General features: G+C 55.1%; 19 protein-coding genes. 9 read left to right on the forward strand and 10 right to left on the reverse strand.

All coding sequences use genetic code 11. From position 1 onward, the window contains the following. Positions 1 to 49 precede the first annotated feature (49 nt). The 4 genes from ACZ5ER_RS11045 to ACZ5ER_RS11060 all read left to right on the forward strand — a co-directional run bounded on the left by ACZ5ER_RS11045 (position 50) and on the right by ACZ5ER_RS11060 (position 2660). The gene (locus tag ACZ5ER_RS11045) at positions 50 to 241 is read left to right on the forward strand and encodes a ribbon-helix-helix domain-containing protein (RefSeq protein ID WP_050001855.1); all 192 of its coding nucleotides are present in this window, start codon (positions 50 to 52) and stop codon (positions 239 to 241) included. A 65-nt stretch (positions 242 to 306) separates the two neighbouring features. Next, on the forward strand, positions 307 to 1545 hold the full coding sequence (ftsZ, locus tag ACZ5ER_RS11050) for a cell division protein FtsZ (RefSeq protein WP_050001856.1): 1239 nt from the start codon (positions 307 to 309) through the stop codon (positions 1543 to 1545). A 31-nt stretch (positions 1546 to 1576) separates the two neighbouring features. Continuing rightward, on the forward strand, positions 1577 to 2347 hold the full coding sequence (locus ACZ5ER_RS11055; RefSeq protein WP_464934468.1) for a ParA family protein: 771 nt from the start codon (positions 1577 to 1579) through the stop codon (positions 2345 to 2347). Continuing rightward, positions 2334 to 2660 carry a CopG family transcriptional regulator gene (locus tag ACZ5ER_RS11060; RefSeq protein WP_464934469.1) on the forward strand — a complete coding sequence of 109 codons (327 nt, stop codon included), beginning with the start codon at positions 2334 to 2336 and terminating at the stop codon, positions 2658 to 2660. Before ACZ5ER_RS11055 ends, ACZ5ER_RS11060 begins: the two co-directional genes overlap by 14 nt. Before the next feature lie 44 nt (positions 2661 to 2704). Here the strand turns inward: ACZ5ER_RS11060 and ACZ5ER_RS11065 are convergent, their stop codons facing one another. Genes ACZ5ER_RS11065 through ACZ5ER_RS11090 form a run of 6 tightly spaced genes read right to left on the reverse strand, consistent with a single transcriptional unit; the run spans position 2705 to position 7469 of the window. Next, a complete protein-coding gene (locus tag ACZ5ER_RS11065) occupies positions 2705 to 3163 on the reverse strand; it encodes an FAD synthase family protein (protein WP_050001859.1) in 459 nt (152 codons plus the stop codon). Between the two features lies 1 nt (position 3164). Continuing rightward, positions 3165 to 3683, reverse strand: a complete 519-nt coding sequence (locus tag ACZ5ER_RS11070) for an RNA-binding protein (protein WP_050001860.1) — start codon at positions 3681 to 3683, stop codon at positions 3165 to 3167. Positions 3684 to 3685: 2 nt separating this feature from the next. After that, positions 3686 to 4333, reverse strand: a complete 648-nt coding sequence (gene pyrF / locus ACZ5ER_RS11075; protein ID WP_464934470.1) for an orotidine-5'-phosphate decarboxylase — start codon at positions 4331 to 4333, stop codon at positions 3686 to 3688. Positions 4334 to 4337: 4 nt separating this feature from the next. Beyond that, positions 4338 to 4931 carry a DUF4443 domain-containing protein gene (locus ACZ5ER_RS11080; RefSeq protein ID WP_050001862.1) on the reverse strand — a complete coding sequence of 198 codons (594 nt, stop codon included), beginning with the start codon at positions 4929 to 4931 and terminating at the stop codon, positions 4338 to 4340. 47 nt (positions 4932 to 4978) lie between these two features. Further along, on the reverse strand, positions 4979 to 6127 hold the full coding sequence (locus tag ACZ5ER_RS11085; RefSeq protein WP_464934471.1) for an inositol-3-phosphate synthase: 1149 nt from the start codon (positions 6125 to 6127) through the stop codon (positions 4979 to 4981). A gap of 58 nt (positions 6128 to 6185) precedes the next feature. Continuing rightward, positions 6186 to 7469, reverse strand: a complete 1284-nt coding sequence (locus tag ACZ5ER_RS11090) for a bifunctional L-myo-inositol-1-phosphate cytidylyltransferase/CDP-L-myo-inositol myo-inositolphosphotransferase (protein ID WP_050001864.1) — start codon at positions 7467 to 7469, stop codon at positions 6186 to 6188. Positions 7470 to 7562: 93 nt separating this feature from the next. Here ACZ5ER_RS11090 and ACZ5ER_RS11095 point away from each other — a divergent pair, with 93 nt between their 5' ends. Beyond that, positions 7563 to 8246, forward strand: a complete 684-nt coding sequence (locus ACZ5ER_RS11095; RefSeq protein ID WP_464935219.1) for a diphthine--ammonia ligase — start codon at positions 7563 to 7565, stop codon at positions 8244 to 8246. A gap of 52 nt (positions 8247 to 8298) precedes the next feature. Here the strand turns inward: ACZ5ER_RS11095 and ACZ5ER_RS11100 are convergent, their stop codons facing one another. The 3 genes from ACZ5ER_RS11100 to ACZ5ER_RS11110 all read right to left on the reverse strand — a co-directional run bounded on the left by ACZ5ER_RS11100 (position 8299) and on the right by ACZ5ER_RS11110 (position 10091). Beyond that, the gene (locus tag ACZ5ER_RS11100; RefSeq protein WP_050001866.1) at positions 8299 to 8655 is read right to left on the reverse strand and encodes an Mth938-like domain-containing protein; all 357 of its coding nucleotides are present in this window, start codon (positions 8653 to 8655) and stop codon (positions 8299 to 8301) included. Between the two features lie 5 nt (positions 8656 to 8660). Beyond that, positions 8661 to 9173 carry an NUDIX domain-containing protein gene (locus ACZ5ER_RS11105; protein WP_464934472.1) on the reverse strand — a complete coding sequence of 171 codons (513 nt, stop codon included), beginning with the start codon at positions 9171 to 9173 and terminating at the stop codon, positions 8661 to 8663. A 78-nt stretch (positions 9174 to 9251) separates the two neighbouring features. Further along, entirely contained in the window at positions 9252 to 10091 is an 840-nt protein-coding gene (locus ACZ5ER_RS11110; RefSeq protein ID WP_464934473.1) for a carbohydrate kinase family protein, read from the reverse strand. A gap of 109 nt (positions 10092 to 10200) precedes the next feature. Between ACZ5ER_RS11110 and ACZ5ER_RS11115 the strand changes: the two genes are divergently transcribed. Genes ACZ5ER_RS11115 through ACZ5ER_RS11125 form a run of 3 tightly spaced genes read left to right on the forward strand, consistent with a single transcriptional unit; the run spans position 10201 to position 11929 of the window. After that, a complete protein-coding gene (locus ACZ5ER_RS11115; RefSeq protein WP_050001868.1) occupies positions 10201 to 10521 on the forward strand; it encodes a Gar1/Naf1 family protein in 321 nt (106 codons plus the stop codon). A gap of 5 nt (positions 10522 to 10526) precedes the next feature. Beyond that, on the forward strand, positions 10527 to 11438 hold the full coding sequence (locus tag ACZ5ER_RS11120; RefSeq protein ID WP_050003899.1) for a transcription initiation factor IIB: 912 nt from the start codon (positions 10527 to 10529) through the stop codon (positions 11436 to 11438). Then, on the forward strand, positions 11435 to 11929 hold the full coding sequence (locus ACZ5ER_RS11125) for a metallophosphoesterase (protein WP_050001869.1): 495 nt from the start codon (positions 11435 to 11437) through the stop codon (positions 11927 to 11929). Before ACZ5ER_RS11120 ends, ACZ5ER_RS11125 begins: the two co-directional genes overlap by 4 nt. Positions 11930 to 11955: 26 nt before the next feature. Here the strand turns inward: ACZ5ER_RS11125 and hpkB are convergent, their stop codons facing one another. Beyond that, positions 11956 to 12159: an archaeal histone HpkB gene (hpkB, locus tag ACZ5ER_RS11130; RefSeq protein WP_011251239.1), complete on the reverse strand. Its 204-nt coding sequence runs from the start codon at positions 12157 to 12159 to the stop codon at positions 11956 to 11958. A gap of 354 nt (positions 12160 to 12513) precedes the next feature. Between hpkB and rbcL the strand changes: the two genes are divergently transcribed. After that, positions 12514 to 13848 carry a type III ribulose-bisphosphate carboxylase gene (gene rbcL, locus ACZ5ER_RS11135; RefSeq protein WP_050001870.1) on the forward strand — a complete coding sequence of 445 codons (1335 nt, stop codon included), beginning with the start codon at positions 12514 to 12516 and terminating at the stop codon, positions 13846 to 13848. The last annotated feature ends 243 nt before the right edge of the window (positions 13849 to 14091 follow it).

Here is a 14091-nt window from a genome sequence, read left to right on the forward strand (position 1 = left end):
TTAAGCACTACAACTATCACAGCGGCTTAATGGACGTGGTGGTGCAGCGATGAGCAGAATGAGAATCATCAGTGTCCAGCTTCCGCAGGGCCTTATAAACGCTATGGACCAGCTTGTTAAGAAGGGTGTGTATCCTAACAGGAGTGAAGTCATCAGGGAGGCCATTCGTGAGCTTCTGAAAAAAGAACTGTACCACCTCGATACTGAAAACCGCTCAACGCCGGACTATATTATCAAATAAGACACTTGAATAAGGTTTCAAATAAGCAAAAAATCAGCCCACATTTAAGATTGGGGGTTGGGGCAATGGTGTTTAAGCTGCTTGAACAGGCGGGGATAAAGATAGACCTTGACGACGAGCCGAAGAGGCCTAAGATGGAAGAGAATATCATGGACGATGATGAAGACCTGATAAGGATTGTTATTGTCGGTGTTGGTGGCTCCGGTAACAACACAATAACCCGCCTATACGAACTTGGCGTCCAGGGGGCAGAGCTTATAGCCATGAACACCGATGCCCAGGCGCTGAAGCACGCTAAGGCCCACAAAAAGCTCCTCCTTGGCAAGGAGATAACACAGGGAAAGGGCTCTGGCGGTGACCCCGAGACCGGCTACCGCGCGGCAGAGGCGAGCGCTCATGAAATCGCCGAGACCATCGGCGACGCTGACCTCGTGTTCATAACCGCCGGAATGGGTAACGGAACCGGAACCGGTGCCGCTCCTGTTGTCGCAAGGGTCATAAAGGAGCGCGCAAGGCACAACGGACGCTTCCGCGAGCCGCTTGTTGTCAGCGTCGTAACGTTCCCGTTTAAGAACGAAGGGCGCCTGAGGGAAGAGAAGGCAAAGGCCGGTATAAAGGCCCTCCTCTACTACTCCGATACCGTTGTGATAATCGAGAACGACAAACTCCTCCAGCTCGTTCCAAAGCTCCCGATAAACGCCGCTTTCCGCTTTGCCGACGAGATAATAGCGAGGATGGTCAAGGGAATAACCGAGACCATAAAGCTCCCGTCTATGGTGAACATTGACTTCGCGGACGTTTACAGCGTCATGAAGAACGGTGGAGCCGCCCTTATAGGAATCGGCGAGAGCGATTCGAGCAACAGGGCCGTTGATGCCGTTAAGAACGCCCTCCAGAACAAGCTCCTCGACGTTGAGTATGGAAGCGGTGAAAAGGCCCTCGTCCACTTCACAGTCGGCCCGGACGTCAGCCTTGGAGAGATTAACGAAGCAATGAACATCGTCTACGAGAAGCTCGGAGAGAAGAGCGAAATCAAGTGGGGAGCGAGGATTGACGAGGACATGGGCAAGATGGTCAGGGCCATGGTGATAATGACCGGCGTCAAGAGCCCGCACATCCTCGGTGGTGAAACCGCACTCCAGCTCGCACCGAAGGAGTCGCTCCTTCCAGCGAAGCCAAAGAGGGAATTCGGTTCATCATTTGAGGACAAGCTCTACAAGACGATAGCGAGGAGAGAAGAGTCGAAGGCAGGGCTTCCGCCCTATGTGAGCAGGGTCTTCGACGACTTCGAAGACCTTTCCTGACTAACTCTTTTTAACTCATAGGGTGAAAACCATGGCAGTGGTAATCAGCGTTGCCAATCAGAAGGGGGGAGTCGGGAAGACGACCCTGACGATGAACCTCGGCTACGCCCTAGCAGACATGGGCAAAAGAGTCCTGCTCGTTGACATAGACCCCCAGTTCAACCTTACGTTTGGCCTGATCGGCATGAAGGTTCTTGAGTACGGGGACAGGAACGTCGGTACGCTGATGACGAGGGAGAGCGAAATCGAGGAGAGCCTTGTCCATATCCAGGAGAACCTCGACCTCGTGCCCAGCCACCTCAACCTGTCCGCCAAGGAGATTGAGATTATCAACGCCTACAACCGTGAGAGAAGGCTTGAAAAGGCCCTCCTGCCCGTTCTGCCGGACTACGACTACGTCCTAATAGACAACCCGCCGAGCATGGGGATATTCCTCGTTAACTCCCTCACCGCCTCGGACTACGTGCTCATACCTCTGGAGCTGAGCTACTTCGGCGTCATAGGAATGCAGCTGATGTTCAACCTCATGAGGATGATTCGCGAGGAGACCAACGAGAACCTCAAGCTTCTCGGACTCGTTCCCAACAAGTTCACGAAGCAGACAAAGGTTCCAAAGCTCCGCCTCAAGGAGCTCAAGGAGACCTACCCAGATGCACCGATACTGACTACGATTCCAAAGGCAATAGCCCTGGAAAAGGCGCAGAGCGAGGGCAAGAGCATATTTGAGTTTGAGCCCCAGAACCGCGCCGCGAAAGCCTTTCAAAAGCTCGCGAAAGAGGTGGTTGAGATTGCCGAAGGATAAAATTCCCAAGCTCTTTGATGGCTCGGTAGATGAGCTCACAAAGCCGACCAAGGCAAAGCCCAGGAAGGAGCAGAGCCTGAAGAAGGAGAAGATGCAGAAGACCCTCTACGTAAGCAGGGACATGAACATGAAGCTAATCCAGCTCTACGCCGAGGAAGGAAGGAGGCAGAGCGCCATCGTCGAGGACGCGGTTAATCTCTACTACTACCTCCGCCTCGCCCTCGGGGAGAAGAAGTTCGAGGAGCTTCTAAGCGCCGTCAAAAGGGAAGACCCGGAGTTCCTGCGCGATTACCTTGCAAAGCTAAAACCTTAGGGCCCCACCCCTAAGGTCAAATCAAAAGGTAAAATAAGCCCCGATCACTCGCAGAACTCCTCGATTATTCTTCTTATTATCTTGCTCGTCTTCGCCCTGTCGCTCTTGTAGAGGTAAGGAATCCGTATTACCTCAGCGTTTATCCCGTGCTTCCTGAGCTCCTCCTTGAGCTTCTCGCAGTTGAAGTTCTGGTCCGGGCCAATTGCTATAACGTCGGGGTTTATCCGCTTCACGAGCTCGAAGTCTATCCCACCAGGAGAGCCTATGTAGACCTCGTCAACGTATCTAATTGCCTTCAGGAGCTCGGCCCTGTCTTCGGCGGGGTTTACGGGCTCACGGCGCTTCTGTCTCCTGACGGTCTCGTCATGGGCGACTATGACCACCAGCTCGTCCCCAAGGCTCTTTGCCTTGCTCAAAAAATGAATGTGGCCGACGTGGAGGATATCAAAAACTCCCCCAACAAGAACACGGATTTTCTCCTTCTCTTCCCCAGGTTCCCCCATTTTAGCCCACCGTGACGTTCCAAATCTTGTCCTTGGCGTGGTGGATGTTCTTAACTGCCTTGCCCTTAGGCTTCTCCTTCATCGCCTTGCCGCTCATCAGGGCTATCCCGATGGCGAGGGGTCTCCCATAGTTCTCCTCAACAACGAAGACGAAATCCCCTTCCTTGATGTTCTCATCGGCGTCAACTATGCCCGCGGCCATGACGTCGGCGCCGTTGATGATGTACGGAACTGCCCCTTCATCAACGACGACGCGCCTCGGCCACTTCCTCAGGTCTTCTTCGTTGGACAGCTCGTAGAGCGCTATGACGAGCGGGAAAATCAGGCCCTTCCTCCGTATGAAGAAGGGCTTTCCGTTGACAAGGAGGATTTCTGTGGTCTTGTCGAATTCAGCGACCTCAACGCGGTCCTTCTTGCTCAGCATCTTCTCGGCTATCTCCTCGCCGAAAATCTCGGCCATCTCGCGGATTATGGCCTTTACCTCCTTCTTGCTGAGGGGGTGCTTGACCTTCAGCTCCATCCTCACACCTCCATGGTCTCTTCGTAAAGCCTTCTCGCGCTCTCCCTCGGGTTCTCGCTCGCGTAGATTGAACGCCCCACGATGATGTAGTCGGCACCGGCCTTTAAAACCTCGCCCGCCTTTCCACCCTGGGCGCCAACTCCAGGGGTTAGGATTTTGACTTCGCTATTAAGCCTTGAGCGTATGTAGGCAACCCTCTCGGGTCTCGTGGCGGGTGCTATGACGCCGAAGGGCTCAAGCCTGTTGGCGAGTTCCACCAGCTTGTCGGCAGCGGGCTGAATAAACTCCTTCGCTCCGGGGTGGCTCATCTCGACGACGATTATCGTCTTCCCGAGCTCCATAACAGCCCGAACGCTGTCGCTACCGACGAAGCCGTGCGCTATTATGTAGTCCGCACCGGCCTCAAAGACCCTGCTCGCTATCAGCCTGTTGGTGTTTGGAATGTCAGCGAGCTTGAGGTCGGCTATAATCGGAAGACCTGTTGCATCTTTGAGCTCCGTGACGATTCCCAGGCCCGAGCCGATTATGAGCGGCCAGTTCACCTTAATCGCCCAGAGGTACTCGGCCGTTTGCTCCGCTATTTTAAGCGCCCTCTCACGCTCGTAGACGTCCAGGGCAAGGATTAGCCTGCTCTCGTTATTCCCGCTCATTTCGTCACCTCACGAGGGACTTTATCTCATCGGGGACGTCCTTAAGGAAAACCGCCACGTGGTAGGCGCTCTTCATCGCATCGGCTGGGTTTTCAGCCCACGTGACTACGACCATGTCTCCTTCTTCGAACCTCAGAACCGAGAGTCTCTCGGCGAGCTCTGACATAGTCTCTCTTAGGGGCCTGCCGTCTTCTGGAAAAACTACCTCCCCGTTTTTAACTACGAGAATCATTGCACCCTTTGCGAAGAACCTTATGGCCTCGTCGCGGAGCTCAATACTCTTGAATTCAGGGGGATTCCTCACGACGATGGCATAAGCAGGGTAGCCTTCGACTCTGCCAACGGCGTGGACTTCGGAGAAGGACTTCGAGAGCCTCTCCACGAGCTCCCTTCCCTCTTCGCTGAGGGTGTGGCCCCTCTGAGAGGACTCAATAAGGTTCATCTTCGAAAGCTTTCTCAAAAGCGTCCTGACGCTTCCTTCGCCAAGGCCGAGAAGCTCCGAAATCGTCTTTCTTCCAACAGGATTTTTCATCAGGTACAGAACCGCGACCGCGTCTTCAATCGTGAACTCAGGATACGCTCCCCTCTTCCAGCTCATTCTCACCCACCGAGAAGAGTAGGGAAAAAGGAGTTAAAAGCTTGCCGTCAGAGCCATCTCGGCTTGAGCCCGGCCCAGGTGCGCATCTTCTCGTGGGCAATGATGCGCGGGATGTTGGGCATCTCCTTGGGGCCGGGGTTCTTCATGTAGAAGGCATTGACCTCATAAACGGTTCCGAAGGCCTTCTTTTCGAGGGCTATCTTTCCAAGCCTCGCGAGGTCAACGAGCAGGCCCGCGAGTGCCGGGCTGTCGTTTATCCTGCCGGTGATGACAAGCTCGTCGTGGGCGCCGTTGAATGAGACGTACTCGATGTGCATGGCGATGAACTTCTTGTCGCCGAGCGGCTCAAGGAAGCCGGTGGGCTTGATGTAGTGGGGTGCATCGTAGCCGAGGAGGTCCTTGACGATGGAGCTCTTGGTGAACTCCTTGCTCTTGTTCCTCTCCTTGTCGGTGAGAGCGAGGAAGTCCTGGTTTCCACCGATGTTGAACTGGGCTATGTCGAGGACATAGCGGTTCCTCTGGGCGAGGTGGCTGAGTATGTCAGCTGTCAGCGGGGTCGCACCGGTGGCGCCGTCGTCACCGAAGATGACCATGTTGCTCTCCTTAGCGAGCTCAACGAAGGCAGGGTCGTTGGCTATGAGGGTTGGTATGGCGTTGACGAAAGCCGCTCCGCCGACCTCCTTGGCGTACTGGGCAACCGCGTAGGCGTAGACCTGGGTAGCGGTAAGCCTGTCCCTGTTGTCCTCTGCGATGGCCTTCTCAAGCTCCTCCTTGTTTCCAAAGGGCACGAAGGCCTCGGTGGTGCAGACGTTTATGAAGACCTCGGCGCCGAGCTCCTTCCACTCGCTAACGAGGTGCTCAACGGCCTCCTTGAGGGTCATCTCGTCCTCAAGGCCAGTGGCTTCGAGCGGGAGGTTCCTGAGGCTTCTGAGGTGGACTCCCTTTCTGATGGTGATGCCCTTGAGGCTCTCCGGCGCCTCGGGGTCATAGGCCTTAACGACCTCGTAGAGGTCCTTTCCGACCTTCGCCTTGTCAACGTCGTAGGAACCGACGATTTCGATGTCCTTAATCTTAATCGGGAGCTCGTCAGCGAGGGGGACGCCGTACGGCTCCATCTTCCCGGCCTTTATCTTCTCAAGGCCGCTCGCAAAAATGCTGGCAACGTATCCCTGTCCGAGTATGACAACCTTCACCATCTCCTCCACCTCCTTTTTGTTGTTTTAAGATATTTTATGGCAGTTAAATAGTTTTTGGTTACGAAACTTTTCTGGCTATAATATAGAGGGTCACCCCAACGCGGAGGTTGGTGAGTAAGGCCAAGAGCGCGAACAGCGCTTTGACTGAGACCTCCACTGGATACAGCAGGAAGAGCATCGTGAGGAATATGCGCTCGTCCCTTTTGCCCGGAAGCTTCCTGAGGCCGGGGACTTCCATGTAAGCGTCCCTGCAGAAGGCCCCCTTGAACCTCTCGGTCGAGTAGCTCACCATCACCGAGCCGAGGAGCGCTACAAGCGCCACGAGATACCAGAGGGGCTCGCGGAGAGTCGAATACGCCAGCAGGGCCAGGAAGGTTCCGTCAACGTAGCGGTCGAGGATAGAGTCAATGTAACCACCGAGCCTGCTGGCCCTCAGCTGGGCCCTCGCGAGCTCGCCGTCAACGCCGTCGAGGATTGAGCTGAGCTGGTAGAGAACCCCCGCCAGCGGAAGGTTGATTAACGTGAGGACTGCCGAGAGAATTCCGACTGCAAACGTGACGGCCGTCATCTGGTTTGGAGTCACTTTCTCCGCGAGGAGGTAGCTTATCTCGGTGGAGAGCTTCCTGTTGATGTGCCGGCTGATAAAGCCGTCCCCGATTCCCTTGGGGGCGCTCTTAACGAGCATCTTTCTGGCCCTTTTGACATCAGACGGGGTATCAACATCAGTCCAGGGAAGGCCGTCCACGAAAGTCACAGGGAGCCTTGCCCTTTTCACGACCTCACTGAGGGGATAGTCGCCGTTCCGTTCACGCTCAAGTTCTGCCGTTACCTCAAAGATGCTCTCATCGAGGACGAAGAAGCCAGTATCCACTGCATCCCACTCTCTGAGAGACTTGCCTATATCCTCAACTCTGCCGTCCATGACCTTCACCTTGGTGGCCTCGCCCACGTCGGCCCATCTCGGCCTTCTGTCGGCTATGAGGCCGTTCCCTTCCACTGCTTCCGCGACGAACTCCTCGCCGTAGACGTGGTCGCTCATCACGAGCACGAACCTTCCCGAGACGTGTTCCCTGGCGAGGTGAAGGGAGTGCCCGTTGCCCTTCTCTGGCTCAGGGTTTATCACCAGCTCGGCGTTGAAGCCGTGTTTCTCTATGAACTCCCTGTAAAGTCCTGCATACCCTTCGTTCGTTACGATTACAAACCTCTCAACGCCGTTCTTTTGGAGAAGGTAGATAGTCCTGTACAGAATCTCCCTTCCTGCAACTCTAATAAGTCCCTTGGGCTTCCCGCCCATCCTCGTTCCAAGGCCGGCCGCGAGAACCACTGCCGTCTTTGAGGTCATTGGCACCACCTTTTTAAGGCCCTTTTCTGTGGCCCTACTGAGAGAACCAAAGTTAAATTAACTTCCAGTAATTTAAAGATTTCGGTGGTGGAAATGCGAGTTGCGGTCTTGTACTCTGGCGGAAAGGACTCAAACTATGCCTTCTATTGGGCCCTAAAGCAGGGTTTTGAAGTCAAATATCTCGTCTCGATGGTCAGCGAGAGCGATGAGAGCTACATGTACCACGTGCCAAACATTCACCTCACGGAACTCCAGGCGAGGGCGATAGGAATCCCGCTCGTCAAGGGGTTCACGAGCGGCGAGAAGGAGAAGGAAGTCGAGGATCTGAAGGCCGTCCTCGAGGGCCTGAAAATTGACGGAGTCGTTGCTGGTGCATTGGAAAGCGAGTATCAGAAGAGGCGCGTTGACAGGGTAGCGGAAGAGCTCGGTATCGAGAGCTTCGCCCCGGCATGGCACCGAGACCCGGTTGACTACATGCGCGAGCTGATCGAAATCTTCGACATCGTGATGGTTGGTGTCTCGGCCTACGGCCTGGACAAGGGCTGGCTCGGGAGGAAGATAGACGGGAAGGCCCTGGAAGAGCTGGTAAGGCTCCACGAGAGGTACAAAGTCCACGTGGCCGGAGAAGGAGGTGAGTTTGAAACTTTCGTGAGGGACGCGCCGTTCTTCAAAGCTAAGATAGTTTTCGATGAAGTGGAAAAGAAGTGGAGCGAGTGCAACTACTCAGGAGTCCTTGAAGTCAAGAGGGCGCACCTAGAGAAAAAGGGGAGTACTTAGAGAGCAAACTGCCCTTCTAAATTATCACAAGGGCAAAAGCTACTCTGTCACCTCAGCAAGTGACGTGGAAGATTCCCAGCACCTTTCTTTTTCCGTTCAGCTCGTTGAAAAGCTCAACAGCCTTTCCCGTCGGGAGCCCGTAGACTTCCTTTCCTTTGACCAGCTCTCTACTTTCCGGCAGGAGCGAGAGGTAACCATAGTAGCCGGTGCCAACGATAAGGACGTCAAAGTCCTCCGTGAGGTACTCCTTCAGCTCGTCGGGGTCGAGCTTGTGGCTGGTGCCGTGTTTGGACTTGCTGAGCCACTTCTTCCGCTTTTCAACTTTCCCGCTCGGGTATACTACGATGTCGTGCTCGTAGGTTTTCCCATCAACGATTATCCTCCCGAAGGAGGGGTATTCGAGCTTCACAGCCATCACCAGCAATCCTTTGGATGGAGCGCGTCCCGCAGAATCTTTGCGTGGTCAAACGCCAGCGGGAGTTTCCCAGCCTCCCCGATGGGGACAACGTGAACCTCTTTGGCGTCGTCTCCAGCTTTAAGCTCGCCCTCTCCAAGGCAGAGGAAGGCAACTGAAACGGTGTGGCCCCTTGGATCCCTGTTCGGGTCTGAGTAAACGCCCACAAGTCTGAGGATTCTGACGTTGAGGCCGGTCTCCTCCTTCATCTCCCTCTTCAGGGCCTCCTCAACGGTCTCGCCGTACTCAACGAACCCACCAGGAAGGGCGTAGTGGTCTTTGAAGGGCTCGTTCTTCCGCTTTATGAGGACGACGCCGCCTTTGTAGAGGATTATCCCATCCACGGTCAGGCCTATGCACCTGTGGAGTTCGGCCTTCAGGCCGTGCTTTTCGGCAAGAAGCTTCGCTTCCTCGCGGAACCGGGTTATGTCGGCCCCCTTGGGGGCCTTGACAAGCAGAACGTAACGGTCCATCTTTTTCACCTCAGGGAAGTCCCTTCTCATCAGCGTTCAGCGTGCTGACATTTCATCATCGGTCGTCCTTCTTTGGGCTCACTCACTTAAAGCTTCAACGGTCACTTTCCTGGCGAGCTCGCTCACTTCGTCCAGCTCAAACTCCACCGAGCGGTGCTTGAGGAACAGGGCCGTGAAGGCAGCTGCCCTTTTGAGGGACTGTATGAAGGGGCATTCCAGGTAGAAACCAGTGAAAGCTCCGAGAAAGACGTCCCCAGCACCCGTTGATTCACCGACCTCAACCTTCAGCGGAACGAAGCGGTAGGGGCTGCCGCGCAGGTACGCTTTTCCGGGGTTGGGGCCGTCGGTGAGTAGCAGGGACTCCACGGAGTTCGGGCTTACCTTCGCGTAGGGGAGCTCAGCGATGTCTGCGTGGAGGACGCTGAGCCCTTTAAGAAAAGAGCAGTCCCTCCTGATTAGCTCCACCGGGCCGGGCCGAGGGGAGCGTATAAACCCCTGGAGGTCTGCGGAGACGAGCTTTGCCCTGTTCAGTGCTTCCCTCACGATGTCCTCGGGAATCTCGTTGGCAACGGGGTTGAGAATTATGGCATCGTACTTCCGGGCCGGGAGTTCTGTAATGGGGGAAGCGTGTGAAATCAGCCTCAGCTCCCTCCTGTTGGAGTCCAGGTAGTTGAGTTCGTACGAGGTAGTCTCCTCAGACGGAAGCACTTCCAGCCTTCCAATGGAGCGGAGCTCCTCAACCCACTCCTTAGGGAGCTGAGAAAAGCTTGTGAGAATCTCAACGTCGCAGAAGCGCGAAAGTGCCAGAGCGGAGTAGTAGGCACCGCCACCGAGCCTCTCCTCGATTTTTGAACCGCGCCTTATCAAATCCCTGACGACGTGGCCGACGACAAGGCACTTCATCTTTCCCCGTCCCAATCTTATACTTTTTGTGAGTGGACATTAAAAACCTTTCCTAAACTACCGAAAGGCTTTTAAGGGGAAAAAGCGAAAAGTTTAAAAGGAGATGTCGTTTTGGGGTGGGGCTATGAAGCGCTTAGGAAAGGTTTCTCACTACGCAAAGCAGGGCTTCCTCATAGTCAGGACGAACTGGGTTCCATCGCTCAACGAGCCCGTCGTTGACAAGGATTTGAGACCGGTAGGCATTGTTAAGGATGTTTTTGGTCCCGTTGATTACCCCTATGTTGCTGTTAAACCGCGCGTTAAGAACCCCGAGAGATACGTTGGCGCTCTTCTGTACGTGGACAAGAGAAAGAAAGAAAAGAGGTCAGGAAAAAGAAATAGGGCAAAGTTCAAGGGCTCTAAGGGGCCCAAGCGTTCTCGCCCCGCCCCCAGGAGAAGGGGGTGAGAACGATTACTCCGAAAAGGGTTTGTCCCGTGTGCGGGTCAACCGAGTTCATATACGACCCCAGGAGGGGGGAGATAGTCTGCGCCAAATGTGGCTACGTCATCGAGGAGAACGTGGTCGATGAGGGGCCGGAGTGGAGGGCCTTTGACCCGGACCAGAGGGCACGTAGAGCGAGAACCGGCGCGCCGATGACGCTGATGATACACGACAAGGGCCTCTCGACCGACATAGACTGGCGCGACAAGGACATACACGGCAACCAGATTACCGGCATGTACCGGAACAAGATGAGAAGGCTCCGCATGTGGCAGAGAAGGATGCGCATAAACGACGCCGCCGAGAGAAACCTCGCGTTCGCGCTGAGTGAGCTCGACAGGATGGCCGCGCAGATGCGCCTTCCGAGGCGCGTCAAGGAGGTCGCGGCTTCCCTCTACAGAAAGGCCGTCATGAAGAAGCTAATCCGCGGCCGCTCGATAGAGGGCATGGTTTCCGCCGCTCTCTATGCCGCCTGCAGGATGGAGGGCATCCCAAGAACACTCGACGAGATTGCGGCGGTTTCCAAGGTCTCCAAGAAGGAGATCGGGAGGAGCTACCGCTTCATGGCCAGGGGACTCAACCTGAACCTCCGGCCAACGAGCCCGATAGAGTACGTGGACCGCTTTGGCGACGCCCTCGGCGTCAGCTCGAAGACAAAGGAGAGGGCAAAGAAAATCCTGCGTGAGGCCATAAAGCGCGGAATAACCAGCGGAAAAGGCCCGACAGGACTTGCCGCCGCAGCCCTTTACATTGCCTCCCTCCTCGAGGGTGAGAAGAAGACCCAGCGTGAAGTGGCTGAGGTTGCACACGTCACCGAGGTCACCGTAAGGAACAGGTATAAGGAACTCGTCGAGAAGCTTGGTATAAACGTGCCGATATGACCGCGATAGCAGTTTTAAGCGATACCCACGTGGGGGACAAGGCAAAGGCCCTTCCTGTTCCCCTTTTGGATAAGCTGAAAAAGGCCCGTCCGGAGCTTATACTCCACGCGGGCGACATAACTTCCCCTTCAGTTCTTGAGGCCCTCGAAGAGATAGCTCCCGTCATAGCAGTCAGGGGAAACGTTGACCACCTCGGCCTCCCGGAGGAAGAGACCGTCGAGATCGAAAAGCTCAGAATAGGCCTGATTCACGGCCACCAGCTCCTCTCGCTAAACGCCCAGTTCCTGACGCTCAAGGCCCTCGACATGGGTGTTGACCTGCTCGTCTTCGGGCACACGCACCGCTTCTACTTCGATTCCTTCAGTGTCTACGGAAGAAGGGTCTACCTTCTGAATCCGGGTTCACCGACGTTCCCAAGGTGGGACGAGGCCGGTTTTGTCCTCCTGAGACCAGAAGAAGAACCCAGCGTCAGAAGGGTAAAGCTCTGGTAAAAGAGGAACAGGAAAGAAAAAGGCCATCAGCTCTTGATAGCGAGCTTGATGTCCTCTGCCTTGACGGTCTTCCTGCCGGCGTGCTGGGCAAGGGCAACGGCCTTCTTGGCGATCTCAAGGGCCTTCTCCTCAAGGTGCTCGGCGAGGACCTTCGCTGCCTCCTCGCTGACGCGGGCGGCGCCGGCCTTCCTTATAAGCCTGTCAACCGGGGCAATTGGAAGCTCAGCCATTCACAACACCTCCTACTTTCTGTTTTGCAGGTTTCTGCGTTCTATTCTAAGAACAAAGAGCTATATAAACCTTTCGGAAAAGGAGCCTCCTGACCGGGCCTATGGGTGTGATTTCAGTTAATAGTCGAGAACTTCAACCCCATACGGCTTAACACCAACCTAAGCCAAAACGGCAACCTTCAGAGGAAGATTGGGGAAAGAACGGAAAACGCCCCAAAAGCCAAATGAAGGGGTTTGAAACCTCCAAACATGTCCAGCACACATGTAAAGATACGACCATCAATCCCCAAAATTCACCAGTAGGATTTTTATAGTCAGCGATAGAACACTATAGTTACCAAGGAGGTGTTGCAGATGGTGGAGAAGTTCGACAAGATATACGACTACTACGTGGACAAGGACTACGAGCCGAACAAGAAGAGGGACATCATAGCCGTTTTCCGCGTGACCCCCGCTGAGGGCTACAGCATCGAAGCGGCCGCGGGTGCGGTTGCCGCGGAGAGCTCAACCGGAACGTGGACAACCCTATACCCGTGGTACGAGCAGGAGCGCTGGGCCGACCTCTCAGCCAAGGCCTATGACTTCCACGACATGGGCGACGGCAGCTGGATAGTGAAGATAGCTTACCCAGTTCACGCGTTTGAGGACGGGAACATGCCCGGCTTCCTCGCGAGCGTAGCGGGCAACGTCTTTGGAATGAAGCGCGTCGAGTGGCTCCGCTTGGAGGACATATACCTTCCCGAGAAGTTCCTCCGCAACTACCCCGGTCCAAACTTCGGTATCGAGGGCGTTAGAAAGAAGCTGGGGATATACAACAGGCCCCTCTACGGTGTCGTTCCAAAGCCGAAGGTCGGCTATTCTCCGGAGGAGCTTTACCAGCTCGCCCTCGATCTCTTTATGGGCGGCGCTGACTACCTCAAGGACGATGAGAACCTCACCAGCCCCTGGTACAACCGCTTCGAGGATAGGGTCAAGGTCGTCACGAAGGCGATGGAAAAGGCCGAGAACGAGACCGGCGAGAAGAAGACCTGGTTCGCCAACATTACAGCGCCGATACTGGAGCTTGAGAGGAGGCTTGAGATACTCGCGGACTACGGAGTCCCGCACGCGATGATTGACGTCGTTGTCCTTGGTTGGGGCGTCCTCGACTACGTAAGGGAGCTCGCTGAGGACTACGGCATTGCTCTCCACGCCCACAGGGCCATGCACACGGCCTTCGCTAGGAACCCCTACCACGGCATCTCGATGTTCGTCCTGGCGAAGCTCTACCGCGTCATAGGCGTTGACCAGCTCCACATTGGAACCGCCGGCGCGGGCAAGATGGAGGGCGAGAAGTGGGAGGTCATTCAGTACAAGAGGATAATCACTGAAGACCACTACGTTCCGGACGAGAATGACGTCTTCCACATGGAGCAGAAGTTCTACCACATTAAGCCAGTCTTCCCGACGAGCTCAGGTGGCCTTCACCCAGGCAACATCCAGCCGGTCATAGAGGCCCTCGGAAAGGACATCGTCCTCCAGCTCGGCGGTGGAACCATGGGTCACCCGGACGGACCGAGGGCAGGCGCTATGGCCGTCAGGCAAGCGATAGACGCCATCATGAAGGGCATTCCACTCGACGAGTACGCCAAGACTCACAAAGAGCTCGCCCGTGCCCTCGAGAAGTGGGGCCACGTCACTCCGGTTTGATGAGCTTTATTTCTCCGTTTTTAACTCATTTTGCATCCTGCAAAACTTTCACAGACGTGAAGGTTCTGAAGAGTGATAAAACCAAGAAGCCTCGTTGCCTGTTTAGATGTTAGAAACTCAACCCAAGACTGCATCCACCATTACGCGACTCTTGTGTAAAGATGAATTTTTAAACTTCACCTTTTTTTGACAATGAGATAGAAAATGTTTTAAGGATTTTTACTAACCTATGGTTAGATAAAG

It is taken from the genome of Thermococcus marinus (assembly GCF_055389025.1).